Source organism: Vibrio ostreicida (genome assembly GCF_013074385.2).
In the GTDB taxonomy this organism is placed as follows: Bacteria; Pseudomonadota; Gammaproteobacteria; order Enterobacterales; family Vibrionaceae; genus Vibrio; species Vibrio ostreicida.
The window spans coordinates 1-24,043 of the sequence record NZ_JABEYA020000008.1 but is presented as its reverse complement, the minus strand read 5'-3'; the positions used below and the strand labels follow the sequence as shown (position 1 = coordinate 24,043).

The following is a 24,043-nucleotide window of genomic DNA, read 5'->3' as shown; positions in this document are numbered from 1 at the left end:
ATAGGATCAGTGTATGGCAATGGAATTAGACGCGTTTATTGATAAACTCAAGGTGGCACCTCATCAAGTAACATTTGAAGAAACGCTAGCCTTTATCGGTTCACGCTATGTGTTTACTTCAACACCATTTCGAAATGGCGATATCTTAAATGAGGCTGACCAAAATAATGGCTCATGTAAGATTTTTGCGTTTGGTACAAAAGTGGGGTTGTCGAAACAGCAAACGTTGGCCTGTTTTGGCCAGTTTTACCGTCACGATGTCTTGCTCAATCCACAAGGCTCAGATCATGCGAATATTCGCTGTTTTATGGTGCACGGTTGGTCGGGTATTGAATTTGAATTTTCACCCTTGAGAGAGAGACCATGGCCAAGATCCTGATTTAGGCATCAGGGGGCTCGTTATCGTTGGGGCAATAAATGAATAAAAGCACGTTGGTCACTTACCTCGACACTTTTATCGGTGCGACGCAGGATTATCCCTTTGGCCCAGAAGCTTTAGTCTATAAAGTGCAGGGGAAAATGTTTGCGATACTGTCGCAAGGAGAGGGGCGCGAATACGTGACGGTCAAAGTTAAACCCGCAGACGGAGAAGTACTGGCTTCACAGTTTTCTGATCTGACGCCAGGTTACCATACGAACAAAAAACACTGGGTCACGGTTTATTACCCTGGGGATGTTGAATACGGCTTGATTCAAGATTTGTGTGAACGTTCTTACGAATTAGTCGTTGGCACGTTAACTCGCGCTCAACGCGCACATCTAACCATGGCTCCTTCTAAATACGTGCCCTAGGAAGGGGCGTCTCCGCGGTGAGCATTAGGCTTATGGTGGGATTCTTTGGTTGAAATTCAACCTCTTTGCTTGTAATTCATGCTTATGGTCTGGATTTTAACCACTTAAATCATTTATTTAAAATTTATTGTTGACCTAAAATCTCAATCCGTTAAAGTACGCCTCGTTCTCACGGCACAAGCCGAGAGAGATGGTGTTACCATCGCATGACTGCGTTGCCCTGGTGGTGGAATTGGTAGACACAAGGGATTTAAAATCCCTCGGCGTTCGCGCTGTGCCGGTTCAAGTCCGGCCCGGGGCACCATCTATTGTTGAGAATTAAAAGGCGCGTTGGCAGAGTGGCTATGCAGCGGATTGCAAATCCGTGGACCTCGGTTCGACTCCGGGACGCGCCTCCATTCTCTTCTAAGTGTTCAGGCCAGCTCTAGCTGGTTTTTTTGTATCTGATGTTTGCCGATTTACTCGTTGGAACAATGCCCGCCGTTAGGAATACCATTGCCTGAAAACTCAACGCGCACGCGCTCAACTGAGGTTAGGTATTGATTGTTCTCAGGCTCTGCTACATCAAAATTATTTAATGTGGCATTCCAACTCGTGAATGGCGTAGGTTCAAAATAGGCGTAAGCGAATTTGTTGGATAATGCGCCGTCCGTAATAATGCTCACCTGATTATTGGTCGCATCATCCAGTCGATAATAGAAAGCTCGGCGTAGCGGGTTTGCACTGAATTCAAACGTCTTTCCATTGTAACGGTCTTGATAGGTCCCGCCAGTCGAGATACTAAGATTGAACTGTTTACCATAGGGTAAGTTAGCGCCTTCAAGGAAAATGCGAATCGTGTCTAACCTCACTCGATCAAACCCACAAAACTGCGTTTGCTCAAGTGGCAGTTTAAAGTTTAGCTGTCCAGTCTTCGCTAGCGATGCGATTTGTTCTTGATCATCAATAACAAAGTTGTCGACAGTGAAGTCCTGAGGAGCAGGGTGGAACTGATTCAATGCATTAATATATTCGTTTTCTATTGAAGCCAAATCAAATTGGTAATCCAGATAGGACTTATTCAGGCTTGGTTTTATATCACTGTCTTTTAATGACCAGTATTCGTATGCGGCGATATAGTTTGATAGAGCGACGAACATCGGGCGTTTGAAATGCAATGCGACTCTTGCGAGTTCTTGTTCAATAGCCTTGAGAGCTTCATTATCTTGCGCGGCATTATCGATCATCTGGCTCAGTCGTTGCTTCTGATTGAGGGTAACTTTACGTGTCAAGATGAGGTCTATCTGTGTCGCTTGTTCCTGTACTAAGTTGAGTTGCGATGCGTTGATGGCTTTACCGAGTAGGACCTGTTTTTCAAGTTCGAGGAGATAGTTTCGAGCACCCCGAATTTTTAGTGATTGTGCATATCGAAGGTTACTTCTGACTTCAGCCAACATCAAATCCCAGGCGAGATTACTTTCATTGAGGGAAGGAAGGGCAAAATTAAATGCCTCTACTTTTTGTGAAAGGGTTTGAAGCCGTATGGTTGATTTGACTTCTTGAGTCAGTGCGCCAATTCCAGTCACGGTTTTGGTGATGTTATCAATAATTCCCGTTACATTTTTTATGTTGGTCACCAGATTTTTAGCTTTATCGAGTGCTTCTGGGGTTTTTGAAAGCTGTTCTGTTAAATCATTGATGCCTGACAAGTTACCAGTAAATACACCGCTGACTGCACTGCCAATTTCTGCTACGGCTTTGAAGATAGCCAGCGCGGCTTCAAGTTGTTGTTTGGTTTTCCAAACTTCCACACCATAGAGGTATTGGCTTCGGGCGCTTAATGCGGTTAACTCCTGTGTTTTGTACTGAGTTTCGACATCACTCAAACTGTTCAAGAGCGTTGTTACATTTTGCTCGGACTGTGCAATGATCGAATTTTGAGATTCTAAAACATCGTCGACATGCGCCAAAGAGAGTCGGGCGTTTTCAATTTTGTCCTCGACACTGGCCTTGCTTCCGGACACGGACTCGCGTTTTTGTTCAAAAGCGATCATCGCCTCAAGGTAAGCTTGATATTTATCCTGATACAGAGTCCGATCCAGATAAGGGACAAAGCGGTCTGAACGGCTGCTGAGCTCTACAAATTGTTTGAACGCAATCGTTTGAAGGTACAAGTCGGTTAACAAACTGTCTTCAGAGACCGTTGCTTTGGCTTGACGCAGACTCTGTTCAATCCAGCTGAGCAACTTAAGACTGACTGCCGGTTTTTGATCATAAAGGCTCGTTGCCATATCGAAACTCCGGTTCATAATGTCCGAAAATTGCGTGTGTGCGAGAGTGGTATCGGCTTCGATATTTGTGGTCAGTGGTTGTTTGATATAATGTTCACCCGCAAGTATCACCGAAGTGCCGGTGACCTCATTGTTGGCTATCGTATCGGCTGTTACGCCTCCTTCCTGATTAAATGCGATAACGTTGAATGGCGTTTCCATTTCTTCAGCGATGACGGTAATAGAGGCTGCGGCGCCTTGTTGTCCTAACACGAAAGTCGGCCTGCCCGTTCCGATGATTCGGCGAGCAAAAATAACGATATTTTGGTTGTTTAGCACCAAATTGAAATTTTCGCTGACCTCAAGTGTATCGGCAAAAATATACACTTTAGTGGGCTTGGTTTGATACAGATTTTGTTCATCTATCCACTGTTTTAAGTTGATGTATAAATCGGAGGTGGAACGGGTGAGTGAGTCATTGCTGGTATATGGGCTATCAATCCACACCGGATACTGAAGGTTTGAAGGCAATTGATTGATGTCAAGCCAATCTGACGCCAAAGCACCGTTGGATCCTGCTGCTAATGCAGCCAAAGCGAGTATTTTATTCATCATTATTTCCTCATTCTTGGCTACTCAGTACAGATTTAGGGTAGCCTTTCCCACACCCAGCACAGGATGCGGGTGAGGGAAGGTCATGGTGGGGACAGCCCCGAAACGGTATTGACTGAATGGACTATTCAGCTTTTTCTATATAAGCGTTATTGGCGAAGGTTTTGGCTTTTTCGCTGATGTTGTGCCAGTTTTGCTCGGCGACCGCGGTATTGGCCATGGCTTCGGCGGCGGCTCTGAACGTACTGGACTGGAGAATTTGGGCGCTGCTCTCTGCTGCTTCGAGTGCAATAATGAGAGAGTCAAAGTCCGTATTCATCTTTTGCCAATGGAGTTTCAGCTTATTGACGTAGGGAATGGCCGTAGCAATTTTATCGGAAATTAAGTGAATGCTGTCGGTTGAACGTTTGTAAGAGTTATAGACTTTCTGTGTGGTAGACAACTGAGCTTCCAAAATTTTGGCTTCATCTGAAAGTTGATTTCTTAGCTTTCTTGCTTTTTCTGCTTTGTCGCCATAAATCCCCATGATGGGTACAGCGACAAGCGGGAACCACGCATAGGTCACCGCAGTGGCCGCAACAGTGACATAATGACTGTAATCTTCGTTAAGCTGTGAAATCCGATTGTTCAAATCATTGACTCTTTGTTGCAACTCGCTGCCATCATCTTCGAGATAACCGCTATGGGTATTTTTTAGCACATCCAGTTGCAGTTTTTGTTCCTCCAACGTGGCTGAAAAGGTCAATAAATTCTCGCTGGCTTGCTCGACTTTCTGCTGGTTTTGCACCGAGAAGTTTTTAAGCGCACCCAGATAGGCAATGGCGAGTTGGCGTGCGCGTTCTACCTCTTGAACATCGGCAGGAAGCGGCGAAAATGCTTTCGCAAAAATGGTATTCAATGCGTCACTCAGCGGCTGAATCATAAACTTTTGGATGTCGTTGTAATTTGACAGTGATAACGCCAATCCAACGATAGACGGATACAAATCTTCTTTCCAGTAAAAAGCATTGTTGCGCACGCTGGTGTACTGTTCAGCGAGCGCTCTGAAATTAGAGAAGGGAATATCATCAGCGATATCGAAGGCGGATTTCATGCTTGCTTCAGTTGTCGGCAGTGAAAGAGCGCCCTCAACATAAGTTTGAATCTGAAACCATTCTTTTTGATTGAGGATAAACTCGTTGGTATCCAAGTCAATAAAGGCGCTATTTTCGCCAATAATGGTCTGATAAGTGATGGGATCAATCTGCTGTTCAGCCGTGTTGAGTGCTTGACTTGACGTTGAAGCCTGTACCCCTGCAGCAAGTAAACTTAGACAAAGTGTTGAAAAAATGATGGGTTTTTTTATGTTTTTCATTCTACTACCTATTTATAGTTTTTTAATCCAGAGGATTTACTATATTTATTATTGGGTGATTGTCTTAATTAAGCCGTTTTGTCTTTGAGTTATATAATATTAATTAGTGTTCATTTTCCCGTGTTGTTTTGTATGAATTTATAGCAATGAAACTGACATTAATGTGTTTCTGATCACAATGAAGATAACTTTCTGATCGTTTTGTGTTCGCATTAGTTTAGTGATATTTAAATTAGATAATGTTAATCAACTGTTAATTGTTAATTTAGAAAGGTTTTTTAAGGATTAAGTTTGTAATTTTTACTTTTTAATGATGAATATATTTTTACTTTATACTCAACGCTTTATCAATCTGAACGGGCGTTTCAACGACACTTTTACCCTATTAAAATTAAGGTCATTGCGTTGAGGTTATTAAATTGATTTAATAACCAAATCTAGTGACAATATGAAAAATAGTGTATTCGATAAACGTGAACGTTTTATTAAAGTGGCGATCGTTTTTAATCTTGATTGAGACAATATCGTATAGATAATAGGGTTTTTAAGCCCACTTTAGGCCGGTGGGGAATACAAAAGAAAAGGGGCAAACACGCTTCTTTACGCCGAGCAAGGACTGGTTCTTTGTGCCATTTCAGCTCGGCGCATTGGCATTAAATCTATCGTCTCTTTAATAAACTCCCAGTTGGTTTTTTTCCCCCAACGCAGTTTCTCTGCGCCATCTTTACCAATCAAAATAGCCGTATGTTTGTCGGGTTCAATTCTATAGTTGTGAAACATGTGCGTCAGATCGAACTCGCGTTTCAGCCAAGTGGGTATGGTAAAGCCATCCTGAGTAACAACAAGAGTGATGACATCTCTATCGGTTAACTCACATTCATTGATGAGTGTTTCAAGAAGAAAACGTTGGACATGTTCATCATTGGTCGGAGCGAAATAAATGACGCTGCGGTGTGTGCCATTAGTCATATAAGTCGGGAATCCCCACGACCAGCCAATGCTTTGTATTAGGAGTCCGACTAGCAATAAGTAGCGCATGCTTATTCTCCAGTTACCACCGTAAAAAATGAATACGTCTATGCCTGTTCTACGTTAAGTGTAGAAGGTTCGCTCAGTAGGAGAAGGGCATCTGTTGCGATGCCCGTTAAGAGGTCAACTTGGTGTGTAGGATTGTGGGGTGTTTCTCGTTGGCGTAAGTTACTTGTTTATCGCTTGATTGAGCCATTGCTCAAATTGACCTTTGGGTAAAGCTCCGCTGACTGAATCTATTCTTTTGCCCTCTTCAAATATCATAAGGGTTGGTAAGCTTCTGATTTGGTATTTAGCTGCGAGCGCTTGCTGGTTCTCGGTATCCACTTTTACAAATCTGATTTGATGCCTTCGTTCATGGGACACGTCAGAGAATATCGGAGCGAAACCAACGCATGGATTGCACCAGGATGCCCAAAAATCGACCACAACGGGTTGCTTACTCCAAAATGGCATCGAAATTCTGCAGCGTGCCTTCGATGGGGCCATTATCGAGCAGCGGAGATTGGCACTTGCCGCATTTTGGCGTTTCTGAAGCTCTCTTTATAGGAACACGGTTGACACCGGAGCATGATGGGCATCGCGTATTAAATGTGGTCATAAGGGCCTCTCATCTTTGTTTTATAAATAAATGTGAAGGCTATTTTATCTTAGAGATGACATCACAGATAGTCGCTCTGTATACTCAGAAAGCAAAATGGACGTTATCTCAGAAAAAAGCCACAATCTTTCCAGTGAGCTTTGGTCTTCGATCAGTGAAAAAAGGCAACTAATGACAAGATTCTATGCAGAAATTATAGGTTGGGGTAAATGCCTGCCACCGACGACTCTTTCCAATCATGATTTAAGTACCTTTTTGGATACCACAGATGATTGGATCCGATCTCGCACGGGGATTGAAAACAGAAGGATCAGTCATGTCAACACCTCTGACTTAGCGACCGTTGCCGCACAGCACGCTTTAGCGTGTGCAGGTATTGAAGCTAAAGACATCGATTTGTTGATTGTGGCCACTTGCTCGTCGGACTCTATGATACCCAATACGGCTTCGAAGGTATCACAAAATCTTGAAATGGATGGAACAACGGCCTTTGACTTGAATGCGGCTTGTACGGGGTTTATTTATAGCCTTGAAACTGCCACACGCATGATTCAGGCAGGGAATTACCAAAAAGCGCTGGTGATTGGGGCAGAACGGCTGTCGTTTTTCATTGACTGGACAATGCGTGACACCGCGGTGTTATTTGGTGATGGTGCCGGTGCGGTGGTGTTGAGTAAAACAGAAAACCCGACAGGTTTGCATCAGGCACAAATCGGTTGTGATTCTAAGGGAAGGGATATCCTAGCGGTGCCCAAGTTTGGCACCTCAATGGACCGCTTTGCCGCAGATAACGGATATTGGCCCTTTGACTTTGTTGGCAAAGAGATTTTCAAGCGTGCGGTAAAAGGGATGGGAGCGGCGGCCCAAAGCGTATTATCACGCAGCCAACTGTCCACTGATGACATTGATGTGGTGATTCCTCACCAAGCCAATATTCGTATTATCCAGACCTTGTGTGACATCTCAGGCATCAGTCAGGATAAAGCGTTCGTTAATATCCATAAGTATGGGAATACGTCCGCAGCAACCGTTCCTATTGCGCTTTGTGAAGCGTTAGAACAGGGTTTTGTTAAGCCGGGAGATAACCTACTGCTGGCGGCTTTTGGGGCGGGGTTAACTTGGGGGGCTGGGCACATCAAGTGGGGTCAACGAGTCACGCCTCTGGGACAAAGTGATCGTGCTTTGCCAGCCAGTGAATTGTCGGCACTAGAGTTGCTTGACCGAGCGATTGCTTTTTGTCAGAAACACACCCGTTATTCTTAACGCGCCCCGTTTTTAGCGGTCAGTAAACCTTTTATTCTTAAGTCCATTCTGGATAGTGTGCCATCCAGAGTGGTAATATCATTCGACTGAATGATGATAACAATGTAGCCCTAACATGAAGTTTCTTCACACCTCAGACTGGCATTTAGGCCGTCAATTCCATAATGTATCTTTGATCGATGATCAAAAGCTCGTACTCAAACAACTCGCTGACTATATCGCGTCAAATGAGGTCGATGCGCTGGTGGTGGCTGGGGATATTTACGATCGTTCAGTGCCACCGACTGCAGCGATAGAGTTGATGAATCAGTTCGTGATTCGAGTATGTGGTGACTTGAAGGTCCCCATGATCATGATACCTGGCAATCACGATGGGGCTGAGCGTTTAGGCTTTGGTTCTGAGCAGATGAAGGGTTCAGGCCTGCATATCCTGTCGGGCTTTCATCATATGTGTCAGCCTGTCGTGATGGACAGTGACATAGGGCCGGTGGCTTTTTACGGTATGCCCTATAACGATCCTGAGTCTGTTCGTCACCATTTTGCACAACATGTCACCACGCATGATGAGGCCCATAAACTACTGGCATCGGAAATTAAACAAGCCTTTAAACCCGAGCATAAGAATGTCCTCATTAGCCATTGTTTCGTTGATGGTGCGATAGAGTCCGACTCTGAACGCCCCCTCTCCGTTGGCGGCTCTGATCGGGTGAGTCACGAACACTTTTTGGACTTCGATTATGTTGCGCTTGGACACCTTCATCAACCACAGAAAAAGGGCGAGGATTACATTCGCTATTCAGGATCCTTGATGAAATACAGTTTTTCGGAGCAGCATCAAAAAAAGGGCATGACTCTGGTTGAATTGGACAAGAAAGGGTTTAAATCTGCGACCCATATTGATTTGGTCGCCCCGCATCAAATGCGCATTCTTGAAGGGACGTTAGACCAGATACTACAAGGTGGTGAAATCGATGAGCGAAAAGAAGATTACCTTCTGGTACGTTTGATGGATAAACACGCCATTCTTAACCCAATGGAGAAATTGCGCTCGGTTTACCCTAATGTACTTCATCTAGAGAAGCCGGGTATGCTTATTGGTGTTGATCAGCAGATGGCATCAACAAAACTGGCCAGAAGTGAAGTGGATATGTTTCGTGATTTTTTTCTGGAGGCGCAAGAGAGCGAGCTTGATGACGCTCAGAATAAGGCCGTCATCGATATTATCAAGCAACTCCACCAAAAAACGGATTAGCATAAGGGTACGCCATGAAACCGATGAAATTGACCATGCAAGCGTTTGGTCCTTTTGCCACCAAAGAAGACATTGATTTTACCCTTCTCGGCAGTCACCCTTTATTCCTGATTAATGGTCCGACAGGATCTGGAAAAACGTCCATTCTTGATGCCATTTGTTATGCGTTGTACGGAGAAACCACGAGTAATGAACGCCAAGGCATACAAATGCGATGTGATCAGGCGGCGGAACAGTTATTAACGGAAGTTGAACTGGAGTTTGGACTTAAAGATAAACGCTATCGTGTTATTCGTTCACCTGAACAACAAGCCCCGAAATCACGAGGGGAGGGAATGACAACACGTAAACACACCGCGTCGCTGTACGATGTTTCCCAAGAAGCGCGCCTTTTAACCAGCAAAACGGCGGAGGTCAAAACGGAGGTCACGGCTTTATTAGGCTTAAACGAAAGCCAGTTCAGGCAAGTGATGGTCCTCCCGCAAGGTAAATTTAGAGAGTTACTATTGGCCAGTTCCAAAGATCGGGAAGCGATATTTGGCCAGTTATTCCAAACGGATGTCTATAAAAAAATTGAGTATGCGCTGAAAGATAAAGCGGGTTCGATCATCAAAGCGAAAGAGGAATTTGATCATCAAATCCGAGGGGCACTGCAGGTTGCTGAAGTCGAGACTGAAACAGCATTGATTCAGCGGCAAGTTGCCTTGAATCGTGAGTTCACTGTGGCTCAGGAACAAGAACACATTAAGTTGGAAATGCTGAACAGTATCAAGGCTGAGTTTCAAAATGCAAAGAGGCTGGCTGAGCAGTTTAGCAAACTCGACGAAGCGGAGCGGTGCCTAAAACAACATCAGGATAACCGGTTTCAAGTTATTGACTACAAGGATAAGCTCAACCTCGCATTGCAGGCCAATAAACTGGAGTTACCTTACAAAAACTGGCAAGCGGCGAATGCACAGGTCAAAGAGTTTGAAGATAAGCTTTCCGTCATCAGTATTGAAAAACAAGATACTCGGCGGGGTTTAGACCACCAACAACGGATGTTGGACAAGGCAAAAAACAACGCTGATCAGCGTCCTCAACTCAACCAACAGTTGTTCCAGTTGGATCAAATCAAGGGTCAGTTGGCGGATAAAGCGGAGTTAGAAGCCGCCATTCAAACGCAACGCGTCCAGAAGGACAAGGATCAGGCAACGCTTACTCACTATACTGAACTCAAAGGCAATCTGGTGCGTGAGGCGGAAAAAGAGACTCACGCATTGGAGCAAGCCCGCAAAGATCTTGCTGAAAAAGTGCTGTTAGAGGCGGAAATAGAGAAAAATCAGCGACTCTTATCTGACCTGAAAAAACTCAGTGCTCTGCAAGCGGAAGCCACTCTTCTTGACCACCAAATCCGTGATAAGCAAACTCAGGTTGATACGGCTCATCAAGCGCTCAAGGCCAAGCAGCAACGTGCCGATGAATTGGAATTGTGCTGGCACAATACTCAGGCGTCGGTGTTGGCACAAAAACTCAAACATAAGCAGCCTTGTCCCGTTTGCGGTAGTCAGGAACACCCCTCACCGGCACAAACGTTTGGTGATGATGTCTCAAAAGATACGGTTCAGCTTGCTAGGCAGGAAGAACGCTTGGCGTTCGATGACTACAATCAATACAAGAGTTTACTTGAACAGCACAGAATTCGACAGGATCAGAACCGTCAGCTTATCCATGAGTTAAATCATGAACTTAGTGATGCTGTGAGCGAAGGTTGTTTGACGGTTGAGCAGAGGTTAAGCGTTCAGCGTGAAAGATTGCACCAGCTGTCTTTGATCGATTTACTCAAAATGGAACAGTCGGTCCTTGAACTGAATAAACGATGCAGCATGGGTGAAATAAAGATCAATCAGTTGAAAGAAACCATGTCTGCCAACGATTCGGCGTTGAACATTCATATTCAGCAGTGTGAAAAATTGAGTCGTAGTATTGATCCTCAGTTCTCGTCCATCAGTGTGGTTAAACAGCAATACAAAAACCTTCAGTCTTCAATTGAAACACTAACGCTCGCTCTAGAGAATGCACAGCAATCGGCGCAACAAATGGCGCTGGAGATGACCAAGTTAGAAAGCCAATTCAATACCAATAAACAACTCCTAACGCAAGCGCGTGAGCAGCAGCAATTCGAGCACAATGTTTGGTTACAATGTCTTGAAAACAGTGAGTTTTCGTCAGAGCGGCATTACTTAACGGCCATGACCGACGAACAACAAATTGAGCATTGGCAAAAGGCGGTTACGGAGTATGAGCACATGGCAGCAAGACTGGAACAAACCGTGTCAGATTTGACTGAACAGCTCAAGAATGCACACATTCCCGATCTCGAGCAATGGCAGGTTAAGTTAGATGAGGCTGACCAACATTATCAGCAATGTCGGACGTCGTTAGACGGTATTCGCTCTCTTCACCAACGTATTGAAAAAGTGCGCGAAGATATTACACAATTACATCAAAAAAATACGCAACTCGAAGCGCAATATAAAGTTTACGGCACCTTATATGATGTAGCCAGTGGGAAAACGGGCAGTAGAGTGAGTCTACATCGCTTTGTTTTAGGCGTGCTTCTGGATGATGTTTTGATTCAAGCATCACAGCGCTTGCGGCTCATGAGCAAGGGACGATACCAACTGGTACGTAAGACGGAAGGATTTAAAGGCGTTGCGGGGCGAGGTCTGGATCTGAGTGTCGAAGATGGTTATACAGGGAAAACCCGTGATGTTGCGACACTGTCTGGGGGGGAGTCCTTTATGGCGGCCCTCGCTTTGGCATTAGGTTTGTCTGATGTTGTTCAGTCATACAGTGGCGGTATTCGTCTTGAAACCTTGTTCATTGATGAAGGGTTTGGCAGCCTTGACCCGGAATCGCTCGATCTCGCGATTCAAACGCTGATTGATTTGCAGCAAGCGGGTCGAATGATTGGACTTATCTCCCACATCAGTGAACTCAAAGAACAATTGTCACTAAGAATTGATGTCGTGCCGAGTCGGCAAGGCAGCAAAGTGACGCTGACTCCGGCGTAGACGGGGATATTAAAAAACATGCCTGATCATTTGCTCTTTTGTGTCTGTGTGTGACAACCATAAACAAGAGAGCGTCTGGCGCTAACCCCTCTTATCGTGACTTTTCGGCGCAACCAATATTTCAGGCCAGTACATTTTGAGGTAGCCCAGACACACCCAAAAGACGAGGGCAGTCGCAATGCTGAGCTCAAAAAAACCGAAATTGTGGAGCCAATACCATTGAGGGTACTGGTGTTCAAAAAAAACGGTCAGTCGGTGCATCGCAATGGCACTGATCACAGAAGGAAAAGTGACCGCGGCAATTGAGGGTTGAAACTTAAGCCGCAGCAGCCGAAAGTAACACAGGTAGATGAGCAACGTCATCGTGATGGCGATGCCGGCTAACGCACCAGTTAAAATGGGGTCTGGTTGAGGAAAGTTTACTAGGTAGCTGGCAAGAGTCAGATTAATCGGCGCGGCCATTATCGCCAGTGTTGGGCGGGCGCGGCGTGGCAATATGCCTTCAAACATCAGCCGATATAGAACCAGAGGCAACATAAAGAAATAGATGGTGATACAGGTATTGACCAGAGTTTCCGAAAAGACTGTGTGGCCAAATTTGGTTCCAGCCAATGAGCTGCTAATGAGGCCAACGGGGTAAAGGAACCAACTCGGAACAATATTTGATATTTTAAATTTTATGATTTGAAAATAAAAAAACATCGCCATCATAATGAGATGTAAACACAGAGCAACAAACCAAAGTGGGTAGGCAATGATTGGTGAGACCACGGCCAAGTAATCCGATAAAATGAGGAGCGCCATGCTCATTGGTGCCATTAGACTGCCACTCAGAGGATCGCGAATATCGCTCATAAAACGATTGAAGTTTGTGAGATATCTCATCAGTACAGGAAAGAGTAATAGCGCGCCAGCAGCGGCCATATAGGGTCTTAATAACACGCCAATTTCTGGGATATAAAGTGCCCACGCCTGCCCCAAGCCTATCATACCCAGCGCCAGTGCTGACTGGGCCGGAGGCACACTCTGAAATTGTATAAAACGTCGCCAGTTCAAGTACGTCATCCTTGTTGATTACCTGCCACTGTGACCGGTTGAAGGTTGATGATAGCAAGTCATTGAGTGGCGGCGCAATTGACATTTAATTATCAAGCGAAAGGCCATTTGTTTTGTCGTCTCAATTTTTTAACTGTGCATCATTATTTTTGTCAATAACGATCAATCAGTGTCTTATCAAGGTGGCAGTATCATAAAAGGGAGGTTGAGTGATGGATGCGTATTTAAACTTCCAATGTTAGGTCAAGATCACATTTATTGACTTGAACTCGAGTGACTTTGAACCATAGTTAAAGAGTAAGGCAGATCGAATCGACCGAATGGAGAACAGTGAGCCTTACCTACAATTTGGATGGAATCATAGTACATTGTTGAATCCTCGCAAAATGGTCACTCAGCAAAATCAGACTTTGTGATCCGCAAGCTCACGATTGAGTACGAGGGATGAGGCGCACTGAAAGGTGCGCCTTTGTTATGTCAGTCTAAACCAGCAATGCGTTTCAATACATCTTCAAGTTGATCCCAAGGTAGCGGCTGTTTATCAATCACTTCAATACGACTTTCACTGTCCGTAATGGCCATTTCGTTGACAGACATTACCCCCTCACAGAGGTTGAATTCATAGTAACCTCGTTCCGTTTTCATCACGCCTTTTACTCTATCGGCAGTGATATCGGACAACATTGAAAACAGTGCATCGAAACCAAACATAACCTTTGCACTAAATAGCCAACCACAACTAAAGTATCCTTGTCCTTTGTTTTCTTTACGCAAGATGATTTGATTTGGATCCAGCGCCAAGGGTGAGGATTCGGCTTTATGATGGTGGGGTTCGATGTGGGTTAGGGGAACTTGCGCGAGCCTCGGGTTGTCCAGCAGCTCTATCGGAAATTTCCCTTGTTTTACCAGCTGACTGTAAATCTTGGCGGGTTGCTGGTTAGCGACCCAATCATTGAAGATTTCGATATCACTCGCGAGACATTGATCGACCTTGTTACCCACCACAACATCTGAAATCGCCAGTTGGTCGTTAAAGTTTTGATTGTCCATGTACTTAGACTGGGACAGGTATCTTGGGTCGACCAGTCCGATAGTCGCCCTGAGATCAATGACATGACTAAACTGTGATGATGTTAATGTTGCGACCATTTTATGGGCATGACCTAACCCTGTGGGCTCGACAAGTAACCGATCAGGTTGAGTGCGAAGTAAGGCGGTGACCGCGACTGACAGCGGGACGCCAGCGGCGCAGCACATGCACCCCCCGGGGACTTGTTTAATGAGCGCGCCATGATCATTTAACAGCGCACCGTCGATACCTATCTCACCGAATTCGTTAACGAGAACAGCCCAATTTTCATTGTGAGGTTTGGTCTTCAGTAAGTTGAGAATGGCCGTGGTTTTGCCCGTTCCTAGGAAACCCGTGATGATATTCGTAGGGACTTTCATTGTGATACCCACCTTTATGATATTAGGACAAGGCCATACTCAACGTCTTTGCTTGGTTAACAGTATGGTGCTTAGAGGCCAACACATACCAGCATGTGATGGCCATAGCGGCAGTTTAACGTTTATTTTTCAAATAGCGTTTACGACGCTCTTCTTTTTTCTTGACCTTTTGCTCTGCTTTGCGCACGGCTTCAATTTCGACTTCGACCAATTCCTGCGAGATCATTTCTGGACGCTCTAAGGTAATTTGTCCTAGTGTCCCGTTACGAAGTTCGTGAAGTAAGATCTCAGAACACTTGTGCAAATCAACCCGACCGCCGGCACGAAGTGCACCACGACGACGACCGATTTCTTCCATAAGTTCAATATCACTGGTAGGCAACTCATCAATTTGATAGCGATCCTTTAATCGTTCAGGGTAGGCGAGTGCAAGATATTCGACGGTATAGAAGGCGACTTCATCGTATTCCATTGCGGTATCTTTGACCGCGCCCGTGGCGGCGAGACGAAATCCACTGTGAGGGTTCTCTACTTTCGGCCATAAGATGCCCGGAGTGTCTGACAGTACAATGCCGTTTTGTAGATTAATGCGTTGTTGGCGGCGAGTTACGGCAGGTTGATTTCCCGTTTGAGCGACACTGCGCCCCGCTAGAGTATTTATGATCGTTGATTTACCTACATTGGGTATCCCCATGATCATGGTCCGTATATTCTTACCCACTTCTTCTCGATGTGGCGCAAGTTTACGGCACAGATCCAGTATTTTGTTCACCTCTTGAATATTAGAGGTGGTGATGGCCATCGCTTTGACATTGTTCTCTTGTTCGAGATGATCTATCCAGAGTTGCGTCAGCTCAGGGTCGGCCAAATCGCGCTTATTGAGAACTTTGACAACCGGCTTATTTCCTCGCAGTTCAGAAATCATCGGGTTTTCACTGCTAAAGGGAATCCGGGCATCGAGGACTTCAATAATCACATCAACTTGAGGAATGGCTTCTTCGATTTCTTTACGGGCTTTATGCATATGACCCGGAAACCATTGAATTGTATTATTAACCATCGAGAATATTGCCTTTTAATGTCATGATTACTTCTGTGAGGTACCGGTTGAACGACACTCTGTCTACATTGTAGAGCAGTCAATTAAACCGCTTGGTGCCATCATCAACAGAAGTTTATAATGATTGGGATTTTATCATTGACTGGCGCAAACTCATAACGATTGCGCAGAACTTTATTCACTCAAGAGGCGCTTTTATGAGAGTGTTGAGCGGCTCGTGTCTGTGTCAAAAAGTGAAAATAGAGGCCCAGACGATTTTGAGTATCTGGGCAATGGTCATTGCTCTGAATGTCGTCAATTTACAGGGTCTGATTATTCTTCTGTGGGAGGGATAAACTCGGCCGATTTTCGTTTTATTTCCGGTTAAGAATGTGTGTTGATTTATCGAAAAGTGAAGACACTGATCTGACATTTTGTCGTAACTGTGGGTCACGTTTGTTTTCGAGAAAGCGCCAATTGGGCAGCATAATATTTGGCTGGGATCTTAGTGACATTCCGACACATGAACCGACTTTTCATGTGGTTACGGAGTCTAAAGCGCCATGGAATGAGATAAGAGATCATTTGAAACAGTTTGAGAAAGGCCCTGTTAAGCCCTAATGGGTTTGGCTGCCTTGGAGTACTGTTTTTATATACAGTTATTTGGTGTATTCTCTTTTGTGGATACCAAACAGAGGATAAACAATGGAATACACGGTTGAACACAATGTGCCAAGTGCTGAAGAATATTGCTATATGAGGGTCAGAGCTGGCTTGTCCGCCAAATCCTTACAGGCGGCCAGTATTGGCTTACCGAATTCATTATATGCCATTTCAATTCGAGATAGAGGGCAGTTAATCGCCATGGGGCGAGTAGTCGGCGATGGAGGTTGTAACTTCGAGGTCGTTGATATCGCTGTTGATCCTAGCTATCAAGGTCAGGGTTTGGGAAGAGATGTGATGATGCATATTGACCACTACCTGTCCTCTGTTACCCTTCAAGGGTCGTATGTGTCGATGATTGCAGATGTCCCCAATTTCTATCAGAAGTTGGGTTATCGGTTGGTGTCACCGTCAAGTCAGGGCATGACCAAGAAATTCAACCCGAACTAAGGTATAGTGGTCGATTGACTCTGCCCATAGGTTCTTATGAATATACCAATCAAAACGGATACTGCTCCAGAGGTGGCCTGCTCTAACTGTCAGGCATGTTGCTGTCGCCTCGAAGTGATGATTATTTCAGATACTGGTGTACCTGAACAACACATTGCTCTTGATCAATGGGGTGGGGAGACCATGCTGAGGTTGGAAGATGGTTGGTGCTCCGCCATGGATCGAGATACTTATCTCTGTACCATTTATGAGAACCGACCATGGATTTGCCGCGAATTTGAAATGGGTTCTTATGATTGTGTAGAACAAAGAGAGCAATTTCTAGAACGTCCAATGCACGCAAACAAATAGTGTCAGCGTCGTTAACCCAGTTATTGGGTTTAACGCTGACCCAAAGGAACAACCCATTTTCCTTTGTCAATCTGATTAAACCTCTCTAAACCGGGTATGTAGGTTGACACTAACCAGAGATCACCGTGTTGAAAAGCCGTATTGAACAAGAGATCATAGCCATGACTTTCTAAACCATTTCTGAGTTTATAGAAGTGGCGATCAAACGAGTTAAAAGTGGCACTCTCGCTTGCACTGGATGAGTAAGCCAAATCAGTAAAGTTTAGGGTGGGCAGCCTGTCCATTCTTGCCAGTGTGATGATTGGCCTCAGACGTTCGTGTTTGGTGAGTAAGTTTAAGGCTTTGAGATCTTGACTGAGCGCATTGCCATCAAAATGAGCCAATTTTTTTTCGAGTCGAGACAAGGCTTTATTTACGGCATGTCGTTTGTCGTAAGAAACGCTACTCGCGCGAAATGTCATTGGGCTAAGTGGTGATTGAACTGAACAAAAACAAAAATAGGAACCGAAGGTTGTTTCGCACATAACCACGTCCAAAGATTCAACATTTACAACAGAATCAAAGTAGTTGGATTTGGTTTCATCCGGTAAGTCGATCATATAAAACTCACCAGAATACTCTGAAAAGTCGATGTATTGTTTGTACATTTGGCTAATATAATGCTGCTCGATAATTTGGTTTGCGCCGTGTAACAGTGCTTCTCTGAATGTTGATCCTGCCGCCCACCCACAGTGTGAATTGTAATTTTCAAGGAAATCGAAGGCTTCAGTCTTGATCAGAGGCGGTGAGTGAAACGGGTTGACCAAAACTTCAGGGATAAGGAAGGTGTCAAAGGTGTACAGTGATTTGTAACGCCAGTATTGCAGCGGGCCGTCATCATATTCCTGAAGTATCTGACTAAAAAGGCAATCAGGGTGTAGCTCTGCTGATTTGATCCAACTCCTTAATGGAAGAATGGTGCTGTCCGAAGAGATAAACTGTGCTTCTAATAATAAATGTTTGAAGACCTCAAAGTAGACGTCCGCTTCAGCCCAAGAGCCTTTACCAGCAAACAGAGTTAGAACATCCTCGACCGCTTCAGCAGGGTCGAGTCTAGGCTTTATCGTCATATCTGGTGGAGAAAGCGCATTGCTCACATCATGATGTGAAAACCAATGTTTGATATTGGCGACGGCCTCAAGATGGCTAATTTCTCTTTCTATTTCTGTTAAGTGCATTGGCTATCCCTTTCATATTTTCCCATGATAAGAAAGGTGCGAAATTCTCGCTCTTTACTATTTCCATAGTGGGAATCTGAAAGGGGGGGTTGGTTGAATGAAGCCTTACCGACGTCGACATCTACGGCGCGGGCATCATTTTCTTTCGTTGTTTCAAAGCATTGGATATGCATTTCAGACCTTCCGAATCCGATTAAACATGAAGCAAATGAAAGCATGGAAAGAAACGGAGGTAAATATTAAACAAAATGAAATGCCATATAATTTATGGATAAATAATATCACTGTAATGAGCGTTGATGTTGAAACGGCGCCTCGGTGGAGGAGAAGGAAACGGAAAATGTGCGGACATACATTGAGTTATAAGCGCTCGTTAGCAGTGGGCTATTGGGTGTAAACAAACGACGTTTACGTGGCCCTCTTAGCGAGACGGAGCTTCACAATGGACAAGCCCGTGCTGGTTAGATAATCAGGGGAGCGCTTAGCGGTCAAAGTCACACAGCGAGATTATAACGGTCTCGGCCATTATTTTTTGCTTGATATAGCGCTTCATCGGCAAGCTGGAACAAACCAGACAAGCAATCGTAAGAGGCGCTTGGCTTGTAACTGGCCCCAGCACTAATGGTCACGGTATCGCTTGTTGAGGAATAGGCATGTTCAATGGCCTTCCCTCTCACCGCGAGGATCAAACGATTCACATAGTCATCGAGGTCAGGTTTGACATCGCTAGCAAGGAGAATACAGAATTCCTCGCCGCCATAACGGCAAACAAGGTGTTCGTAGTCAGTTTCAACCTCGCTGAGTGCTTGTGTTACTTGTTTTAGTACGGCATCCCCCGCAATATGACCGTAATGATCGTTGTACTGTTTAAAGTGGTCAACGTCAATCAACACGACGCTGACATGGCGATACTTTAACTGGTTAATGAAATGATTTGCGGTTTCGTACAAATGTCTTCTATTCGCAATGCCAGTGAGGGGGTCAAGGGTCGACTGCTTTTTTAAAATGGAACGTTTTTCTTCAAGTTCATTAATTAAATTATTGATATCTCGGGCAAAACTTCTCATCTCTTTGGAAATAAAAGACGCTTCGTTCGGTAGCCTGTCACCAGATTTCTGAAATTGACGCAGCTCTTGCTGGGCTTGTGTAAGCGGTTTGATTAACCGAGACACGACCAGCAAGTTTAAAAAAAACATAATCAACGAGAAAAACGTCAGTACGCTAGCTTCTGAGCAAGTGAGAAAGTTAGGCAATTGTTCATTGTGAATAATTTCAATGACTACCTTGTCTTGATCGAGAAAGTCGTTCTTGTGAATAAGGGTCACATTATCTTTGTTTTCGTTATCGAGGTGGGCGTGTTCCGACGTTGGTATAATATGAATGGTGACCCCAGTCGCTGCCTCTATCTCAGCGATAAAGCTCTGACGTATCTTACGGATAAAAATGAGGTACCCGAAGTTACAGTTTTTGCCATCACTTAAGCAAATAGGTGCTGATGTCACCATATAAGCGTTGCCTTGGTCGGCGGTATACTCAAGATAGGAGTTGATACTTGAATTGGCAGAATGCTTTACATTGTAAATCAGACGTTGAACGACGTCCGGATCTTGCAACGACAGAATGTTCTGGTTCGATGTCACTTGACTATGATCTAGAGAGCCGTCCCATTGTACATTTAAGTGTTTATCGAGAATCACAATACTGTCGACAAACTTGGATTGAAACGCATGTGGTCCAATACTTTCTTCAATAAATCGGTTATTTGGATGTTCCACGTAGTTCGCTAACGTTGTCCAAGCCGCGTAGTCTTCGAGTGAAGCTCTTAGCTCTAGGGCTTCCATCTTAAGTACAGTTTTGACACGCTCGACTTCAAACTGTTGGCGATTTTTTGATATCGTGAGAGCAATATCATGGCTCCAAAGCGCCTTGAATGCGAAGTAAAGAAGCAGGAAAAGCATCACGACCGAGAGAGAGACGAGAATCGTAAGCTGTCTGAGACTAAAGTTTCTAAGCGGGTACACTAACGTTTGATAACCTAAAATAAAGTAAATTGGACAAAAATAGAGCACTATTGTAGAGATCATTTTTCGTCTCGGCTAGCGAATAAATGGGCCTAGTACTGTGATCTGTCCGAAGTTATTGTGTATAAAACAAAAATAAATACAAACAATCCAAAAAATGTTACATGGTACAAGTTTAATATTTTGTCATATGTTTAGTTATTGTTTATATTTCCGTGTTAAACAATAACGAAAAGCTTACCTCATGACAGCGATACAAACTTCGTCAGAACGTGAAACCCTAATTGAAACCAATGAACAGTTGGTATCGACGACCGATCTCCATGGTGTGATCACCTACAGCAATGAGGCTTTTTGTCGAATTGCTGAGTTTACACAAGAGGAACTTATAGGCCAGAACCACAATATCGTACGGCATAACACGATGCCTAAAGCGGCGTTTGCAGATATGTGGAGTCACTTAAAAAAAGGTCAGGCTTGGCGAGGCATTGTCAAAAATCGAACCAAATCGGGTGGTTATTATTGGGTCGATGCCTATGTGACGCCTATTTATGACCAAGGTAAAATGACAGGTTATCAATCTGTTCGCGTTCAGCCTAAGAGAGAATGGGTGAATGTGGCGGAAAGAGCATATCAATCACTAGTTAAGGCAGAAAAATCCGGCCAGAAGTGGTCGTTGGGGATCAATGATCCCTTGCGCTATGCTCTGCTGTTGGCCGCATTGAGTGCACCTGTGGTGGCGAATCTTCTTGTCCTTCCCGCCATTTACCATTGGATCTTGAGTGTTATGCCGGCTGCTGCGATTGGCTTACTGTTCAATCAAGAAATGATAACAACGCCGAAACAGCTCAAGAGGCTTCACGCTAAGTACGATAGCATTAGCCGTCTAATCTATTCTGGTCGTGGTCCGTTCTCTATAGCCGATTTTCATCTCAAGTTATTGTCGGCTAGGATCCGCACAGTGTTAGGGCGCATGACGGATTCGGCGAAACCGCTGCAGGATCTGTCTGACGGCTTTAGTGCGGCGACGTTGCAAGTGACAGAGGCGTTGGAGCAGCAAACTCGAGATATCCGTCAGGTTCGAGAGGCAACAGAAGAGGTTGAAGCGTCGGCAAATGAAGTGTCGTCCAGTACCCATGAAGCCCATGATTTGATCGATGTTACCCTAAAAACTTGTCTGCTGGCGAAAGAGAGTATTGATCAAACCCATGAGAATCTGGACAAGCTGAGCCTTCAGGCCGAACAGGCAACCAACACAACTTATCAACTCAGTGAACAAGCTGAGAAAGTTAACCAGATGATGGAAGAAATTGGTGGTATCGCGGAACAAACCAATTTGCTGGCACTCAATGCTGCTATCGAAGCTGCGCGAGCGGGGGAGCAAGGGCGTGGATTTGCGGTTGTTGCCGATGAAGTACGTGCCTTATCAGGGAGAACATCCCATGCCACGGTCCAGATTAAAGAAAGTATTGAAACCATGCTGAATACCATCGTCGGTTGGCAGAAAGACATCATCACTAACCGAGAACAAACGGACGCGTGTGGTGAGGTTGCCAAAGAAAGTGCTCAACGTTTGTCTGAGGTTGAATCTATGATGCAATCAATGAACACCTTAATGGCGAAAGTTGAAGAGTCTGCGAACAGACAACGTCAACTCTCAGGTAATGTGAATCAACACATCCATTCTATTGCCTCGGCGTCTGAACAAAACCTAGCTGCAACCCATTTAGTGAATGAACATTCACAAGAGTTACGTAGTCAGGTCAACGAGTTCTACCAGTTAGCCCAGCGATTTGAAGAAAAATAACAAAGTGCCCTGCGTTAGCAGGGCTTTCTTTCGTGAACCTTGGTGTAGAAGTAGCGTTGACACGTAGACTCATTGCAAAACCTGAGTAATAACGACATTAAGGCAACGATAGCGAAAGCGAATAAAATCCTTCCCCAAAATATTGTAATAAAGTCGGCACCAATCAGTAAAATCAGTATCGTATCTTCAATCAGGCTATGCAATAGATTAAGCAGCATCACAGCGGTAAAGACATCACGTGCTGGAATATGCCCTTTCTCCGCTTCATTGATCAGTAAACCGCCACCAAATGAAATGCCCAAAGTGATGCCAACAATAGTCATGTTGGTGGCTTCTCGGCTTATCCCAAGGATCGACAGTATGGGTCTAAGGGCCACGGCCATCAGCTTTTCAATCCCCAATAGCTTTAGCAATGTGAGTGATGAGAGCAACAGTGCAATGATCACGAAAACCATAAGCAAGTTCTTCACTTGAGAGCTGAACCATTGAAGATAGGTTTGTTCAATTTGGGGTTCGGGACTCCATAATATCTGAGCTTCCGCGGTAAGAAGGCCGTTGGATTGATAGATGAGGTGAAGTATCCAAGCAAATAGCAAACCTCCGCCTACTCTGATTAACAAGGTCATTAAAATACTGACTCCGGCGCGCTTGGCGACGGCTACCTCAATGGGAAGCGAATGAGCCAGTAACATCAGTGAGCCCAAAACCGAGACTTGGGCGACGCTGAGTTCACTGCTGGTGCTCATAAAGATCAGTAATCCCGCATACATATTGGTGAGAAGTGTGGTTGCCCATACCAAGCCCATTTCGTCGGGTAGGCCAATCACATTCATCACAGGGCTTATCCACTGGCTAAGTAGTGTAATGCCGCCAACCTCGTCAATGAATTTCATAACGATAAGCACAGGGATCATAATTTTGTAAAGGGTCCAAGTCACCTCAAAGATCTGTTTAACCAGTGGGCGAAGGATAGAGGCTAGTTGTTTCATATTTAGCATTGAATGAGTCAAATGATACAAAGAATACTATTGCAATTGAAAGAAATATGGATTGATAATATGGTTTATATAATATGAATTATTTCTTTTTTATGGTTTATTTTTAATAAATTTCTAAATTTAAGGTTGTTAAGAAATTATGGATATTGACCGATTAGACAGGCGAATTTTAACGCTTCTACAGGAAAATAATCGGATTGCGAATGTCGATCTGGCGGCAGAAGTCGGCTTATCGGCGCCTGCTTGTTTTAAACGGGTTAAGAGGTTGAGAGAGGCCAACATCATCGTCGGTGATGTATCGATTATTAACTCTGAGTTGGTGGGTAATAAAATTACTTTGATTGTTTCGGTAGAAATGGAACGAGATAGAGGGGATATTTATAGCGTATTCCGTCAATCGATAATGCAGGCCCCTGAAGTGACCCAGTGTTATCAAATCACAGGGGGCTATGATTTTATGTTGGTGATCAGTGTCGCGGATATTCGTTCGTACGAAAAGTTTATTGAACGCGTGCTGCATCAAGACAAGAATATTCGAAAATTTCAGACCTCAGTCTCGACAAAAACCGTTAAGTTCAGTACTCAAGTGAATGTCGAAGAGCTCCCATAAAAAAGCCCCGCGCAGGGCGGGGCGTTGATATTGTCACTGTGAGGGAGTTAAGCCAATAACGTTTTGGCTGTCTTGACGACGTTCTCGGTAGTGAAACCAAACATCTCAAACAGCTCACCCGCAGGTGCAGACTCACCAAAGGTCGTCATCCCAATGATCTTGCCACCGAAGCCA

General features: G+C 44.6%; 19 protein-coding genes, 2 tRNA genes and 1 pseudogene. 11 read left to right on the top strand and 11 right to left on the bottom strand.

The window, feature by feature from the left end; genetic code table 11:
• Positions 1–19 precede the first annotated feature (19 nt).
• From HLM86_RS12490 to HLM86_RS12475, 4 genes are all read left to right on the top strand, one after another.
• Positions 20–379, top strand: a complete 360-nt coding sequence (locus HLM86_RS12490; protein ID WP_170883081.1) for a HopJ type III effector protein — start codon at positions 20–22, stop codon at positions 377–379.
• A 38-nt stretch (positions 380–417) separates the two neighbouring features.
• Positions 418–792, top strand: coding sequence for an MmcQ/YjbR family DNA-binding protein (locus HLM86_RS12485; protein WP_076590344.1), 375 nt, complete (start codon positions 418–420; stop codon positions 790–792).
• A 217-nt stretch (positions 793–1,009) separates the two neighbouring features.
• Positions 1,010–1,096, top strand: a tRNA-Leu gene (locus tag HLM86_RS12480).
• 20 nt (positions 1,097–1,116) lie between these two features.
• A tRNA-Cys gene (locus tag HLM86_RS12475) sits at positions 1,117–1,190 on the top strand.
• 60 nt (positions 1,191–1,250) lie between these two features.
• On the opposite strand, the gene HLM86_RS12470 is transcribed toward HLM86_RS12475, so the two are convergent.
• The 4 genes and pseudogenes from HLM86_RS12470 to trxC form a co-directional block, all read right to left on the bottom strand.
• Complete coding sequence (locus tag HLM86_RS12470) at positions 1,251–3,653, bottom strand: hypothetical protein (RefSeq protein WP_076590362.1); 2,403 nt, start codon at positions 3,651–3,653, stop codon at positions 1,251–1,253.
• A 124-nt stretch (positions 3,654–3,777) separates the two neighbouring features.
• Positions 3,778–5,007: an alpha-xenorhabdolysin family binary toxin subunit A gene (locus HLM86_RS12465; protein ID WP_076590345.1), complete on the bottom strand. Its 1,230-nt coding sequence runs from the start codon at positions 5,005–5,007 to the stop codon at positions 3,778–3,780.
• A 600-nt stretch (positions 5,008–5,607) separates the two neighbouring features.
• Positions 5,608–6,045 (bottom strand): DUF4174 domain-containing protein, encoded by a 438-nt coding sequence (locus HLM86_RS12460; protein ID WP_076590346.1) that lies wholly within the window; start codon positions 6,043–6,045, stop codon positions 5,608–5,610.
• Positions 6,046–6,204: 159 nt separating this feature from the next.
• Positions 6,205–6,637 (bottom strand): annotated as a pseudogene (gene trxC / locus HLM86_RS12455) (thioredoxin TrxC).
• Between the two features lie 171 nt (positions 6,638–6,808).
• On the opposite strand from trxC, the gene HLM86_RS12450 reads away from it, so the two are divergent.
• From HLM86_RS12450 to HLM86_RS12440, 3 genes are all read left to right on the top strand, one after another.
• A complete protein-coding gene (locus HLM86_RS12450) occupies positions 6,809–7,900 on the top strand; it encodes a ketoacyl-ACP synthase III (protein ID WP_076590363.1) in 1,092 nt (363 codons plus the stop codon).
• 115 nt (positions 7,901–8,015) lie between these two features.
• Complete coding sequence (locus tag HLM86_RS12445; protein ID WP_170883014.1) at positions 8,016–9,152, top strand: exonuclease SbcCD subunit D; 1,137 nt, start codon at positions 8,016–8,018, stop codon at positions 9,150–9,152.
• Positions 9,153–9,166: 14 nt separating this feature from the next.
• On the top strand, positions 9,167–12,208 hold the full coding sequence (locus HLM86_RS12440) for an AAA family ATPase (protein ID WP_170883013.1): 3,042 nt from the start codon (positions 9,167–9,169) through the stop codon (positions 12,206–12,208).
• An 81-nt stretch (positions 12,209–12,289) separates the two neighbouring features.
• On the opposite strand, the gene HLM86_RS12435 is transcribed toward HLM86_RS12440, so the two are convergent.
• The 3 genes from HLM86_RS12435 to ylqF form a co-directional block, all read right to left on the bottom strand.
• Positions 12,290–13,264 (bottom strand): TDT family transporter, encoded by a 975-nt coding sequence (locus HLM86_RS12435; protein WP_407077023.1) that lies wholly within the window; start codon positions 13,262–13,264, stop codon positions 12,290–12,292.
• Between the two features lie 477 nt (positions 13,265–13,741).
• On the bottom strand, positions 13,742–14,713 hold the full coding sequence (locus tag HLM86_RS12430) for a CobW family GTP-binding protein (protein WP_076590351.1): 972 nt from the start codon (positions 14,711–14,713) through the stop codon (positions 13,742–13,744).
• 115 nt (positions 14,714–14,828) lie between these two features.
• A complete protein-coding gene (gene ylqF, locus HLM86_RS12425; RefSeq protein WP_076590352.1) occupies positions 14,829–15,773 on the bottom strand; it encodes a ribosome biogenesis GTPase YlqF in 945 nt (314 codons plus the stop codon).
• 684 nt (positions 15,774–16,457) lie between these two features.
• On the opposite strand from ylqF, the gene HLM86_RS12420 reads away from it, so the two are divergent.
• Together HLM86_RS12420 and HLM86_RS12415 are read left to right on the top strand one after the other, a co-directional pair.
• Entirely contained in the window at positions 16,458–16,865 is a 408-nt protein-coding gene (locus HLM86_RS12420; protein ID WP_170883011.1) for a GNAT family N-acetyltransferase, read from the top strand.
• A gap of 36 nt (positions 16,866–16,901) precedes the next feature.
• A complete protein-coding gene (locus HLM86_RS12415) occupies positions 16,902–17,216 on the top strand; it encodes a YkgJ family cysteine cluster protein (RefSeq protein WP_076590354.1) in 315 nt (104 codons plus the stop codon).
• Between the two features lie 29 nt (positions 17,217–17,245).
• On the opposite strand, the gene HLM86_RS12410 is transcribed toward HLM86_RS12415, so the two are convergent.
• From HLM86_RS12410 to HLM86_RS12400, 3 genes are all read right to left on the bottom strand, one after another.
• Positions 17,246–18,433 carry a YcaO-like family protein gene (locus HLM86_RS12410; RefSeq protein ID WP_170883009.1) on the bottom strand — a complete coding sequence of 396 codons (1,188 nt, stop codon included), beginning with the start codon at positions 18,431–18,433 and terminating at the stop codon, positions 17,246–17,248.
• Positions 18,424–18,606, bottom strand: a complete 183-nt coding sequence (locus HLM86_RS12405; protein ID WP_076590356.1) for a hypothetical protein — start codon at positions 18,604–18,606, stop codon at positions 18,424–18,426. The genes HLM86_RS12410 and HLM86_RS12405 overlap by 10 nt, the downstream gene beginning before the upstream one ends.
• A 321-nt stretch (positions 18,607–18,927) precedes the next feature.
• On the bottom strand, positions 18,928–20,517 hold the full coding sequence (locus HLM86_RS12400) for a sensor domain-containing diguanylate cyclase (protein ID WP_217702178.1): 1,590 nt from the start codon (positions 20,515–20,517) through the stop codon (positions 18,928–18,930).
• 181 nt (positions 20,518–20,698) lie between these two features.
• On the opposite strand from HLM86_RS12400, the gene HLM86_RS12395 reads away from it, so the two are divergent.
• Complete coding sequence (locus HLM86_RS12395) at positions 20,699–22,261, top strand: methyl-accepting chemotaxis protein (protein ID WP_170883007.1); 1,563 nt, start codon at positions 20,699–20,701, stop codon at positions 22,259–22,261.
• A 14-nt stretch (positions 22,262–22,275) separates the two neighbouring features.
• On the opposite strand, the gene HLM86_RS12390 is transcribed toward HLM86_RS12395, so the two are convergent.
• Entirely contained in the window at positions 22,276–23,250 is a 975-nt protein-coding gene (locus HLM86_RS12390) for a hypothetical protein (RefSeq protein WP_076590365.1), read from the bottom strand.
• Positions 23,251–23,398: 148 nt separating this feature from the next.
• On the opposite strand from HLM86_RS12390, the gene HLM86_RS12385 reads away from it, so the two are divergent.
• Complete coding sequence (locus HLM86_RS12385; RefSeq protein ID WP_076590358.1) at positions 23,399–23,869, top strand: Lrp/AsnC family transcriptional regulator; 471 nt, start codon at positions 23,399–23,401, stop codon at positions 23,867–23,869.
• The last annotated feature ends 174 nt before the right edge of the window (positions 23,870–24,043 follow it).

Bases quoted from the DNA above. Each gene is read 5' to 3' on its own strand.
- HLM86_RS12410 (WP_170883009.1), bottom strand. From the start codon at position 18,433: ATGCACTTAACAGAAATAGAAAGAGAAATTAGCCATCTTGAGGCCGTC.
- HLM86_RS12490 (WP_170883081.1), top strand. From the start codon at position 20: ATGGAATTAGACGCGTTTATTGATAAACTCAAGGTGGCACCTCATCAA.
- HLM86_RS12420 (WP_170883011.1), top strand. From the start codon at position 16,458: ATGGAATACACGGTTGAACACAATGTGCCAAGTGCTGAAGAATATTGC.
- HLM86_RS12450 (WP_076590363.1), top strand. From the start codon at position 6,809: ATGACAAGATTCTATGCAGAAATTATAGGTTGGGGTAAATGCCTGCCA.
- ylqF (WP_076590352.1), bottom strand. From the start codon at position 15,773: ATGGTTAATAATACAATTCAATGGTTTCCGGGTCATATGCATAAAGCC.
- HLM86_RS12385 (WP_076590358.1), top strand. From the start codon at position 23,399: ATGGATATTGACCGATTAGACAGGCGAATTTTAACGCTTCTACAGGAA.
- HLM86_RS12430 (WP_076590351.1), bottom strand. From the start codon at position 14,713: ATGAAAGTCCCTACGAATATCATCACGGGTTTCCTAGGAACGGGCAAA.
- HLM86_RS12485 (WP_076590344.1), top strand. From the start codon at position 418: ATGAATAAAAGCACGTTGGTCACTTACCTCGACACTTTTATCGGTGCG.
- HLM86_RS12445 (WP_170883014.1), top strand. From the start codon at position 8,016: ATGAAGTTTCTTCACACCTCAGACTGGCATTTAGGCCGTCAATTCCAT.
- HLM86_RS12405 (WP_076590356.1), bottom strand. From the start codon at position 18,606: ATGCATATCCAATGCTTTGAAACAACGAAAGAAAATGATGCCCGCGCC.
- HLM86_RS12390 (WP_076590365.1), bottom strand. From the start codon at position 23,250: ATGAAACAACTAGCCTCTATCCTTCGCCCACTGGTTAAACAGATCTTT.
- HLM86_RS12440 (WP_170883013.1), top strand. From the start codon at position 9,167: ATGAAACCGATGAAATTGACCATGCAAGCGTTTGGTCCTTTTGCCACC.
- HLM86_RS12460 (WP_076590346.1), bottom strand. From the start codon at position 6,045: ATGCGCTACTTATTGCTAGTCGGACTCCTAATACAAAGCATTGGCTGG.
- HLM86_RS12470 (WP_076590362.1), bottom strand. From the start codon at position 3,653: ATGAATAAAATACTCGCTTTGGCTGCATTAGCAGCAGGATCCAACGGT.
- HLM86_RS12400 (WP_217702178.1), bottom strand. From the start codon at position 20,517: ATGATCTCTACAATAGTGCTCTATTTTTGTCCAATTTACTTTATTTTA.
- HLM86_RS12415 (WP_076590354.1), top strand. From the start codon at position 16,902: ATGAATATACCAATCAAAACGGATACTGCTCCAGAGGTGGCCTGCTCT.
- HLM86_RS12465 (WP_076590345.1), bottom strand. From the start codon at position 5,007: ATGAAAAACATAAAAAAACCCATCATTTTTTCAACACTTTGTCTAAGT.
- HLM86_RS12395 (WP_170883007.1), top strand. From the start codon at position 20,699: ATGACAGCGATACAAACTTCGTCAGAACGTGAAACCCTAATTGAAACC.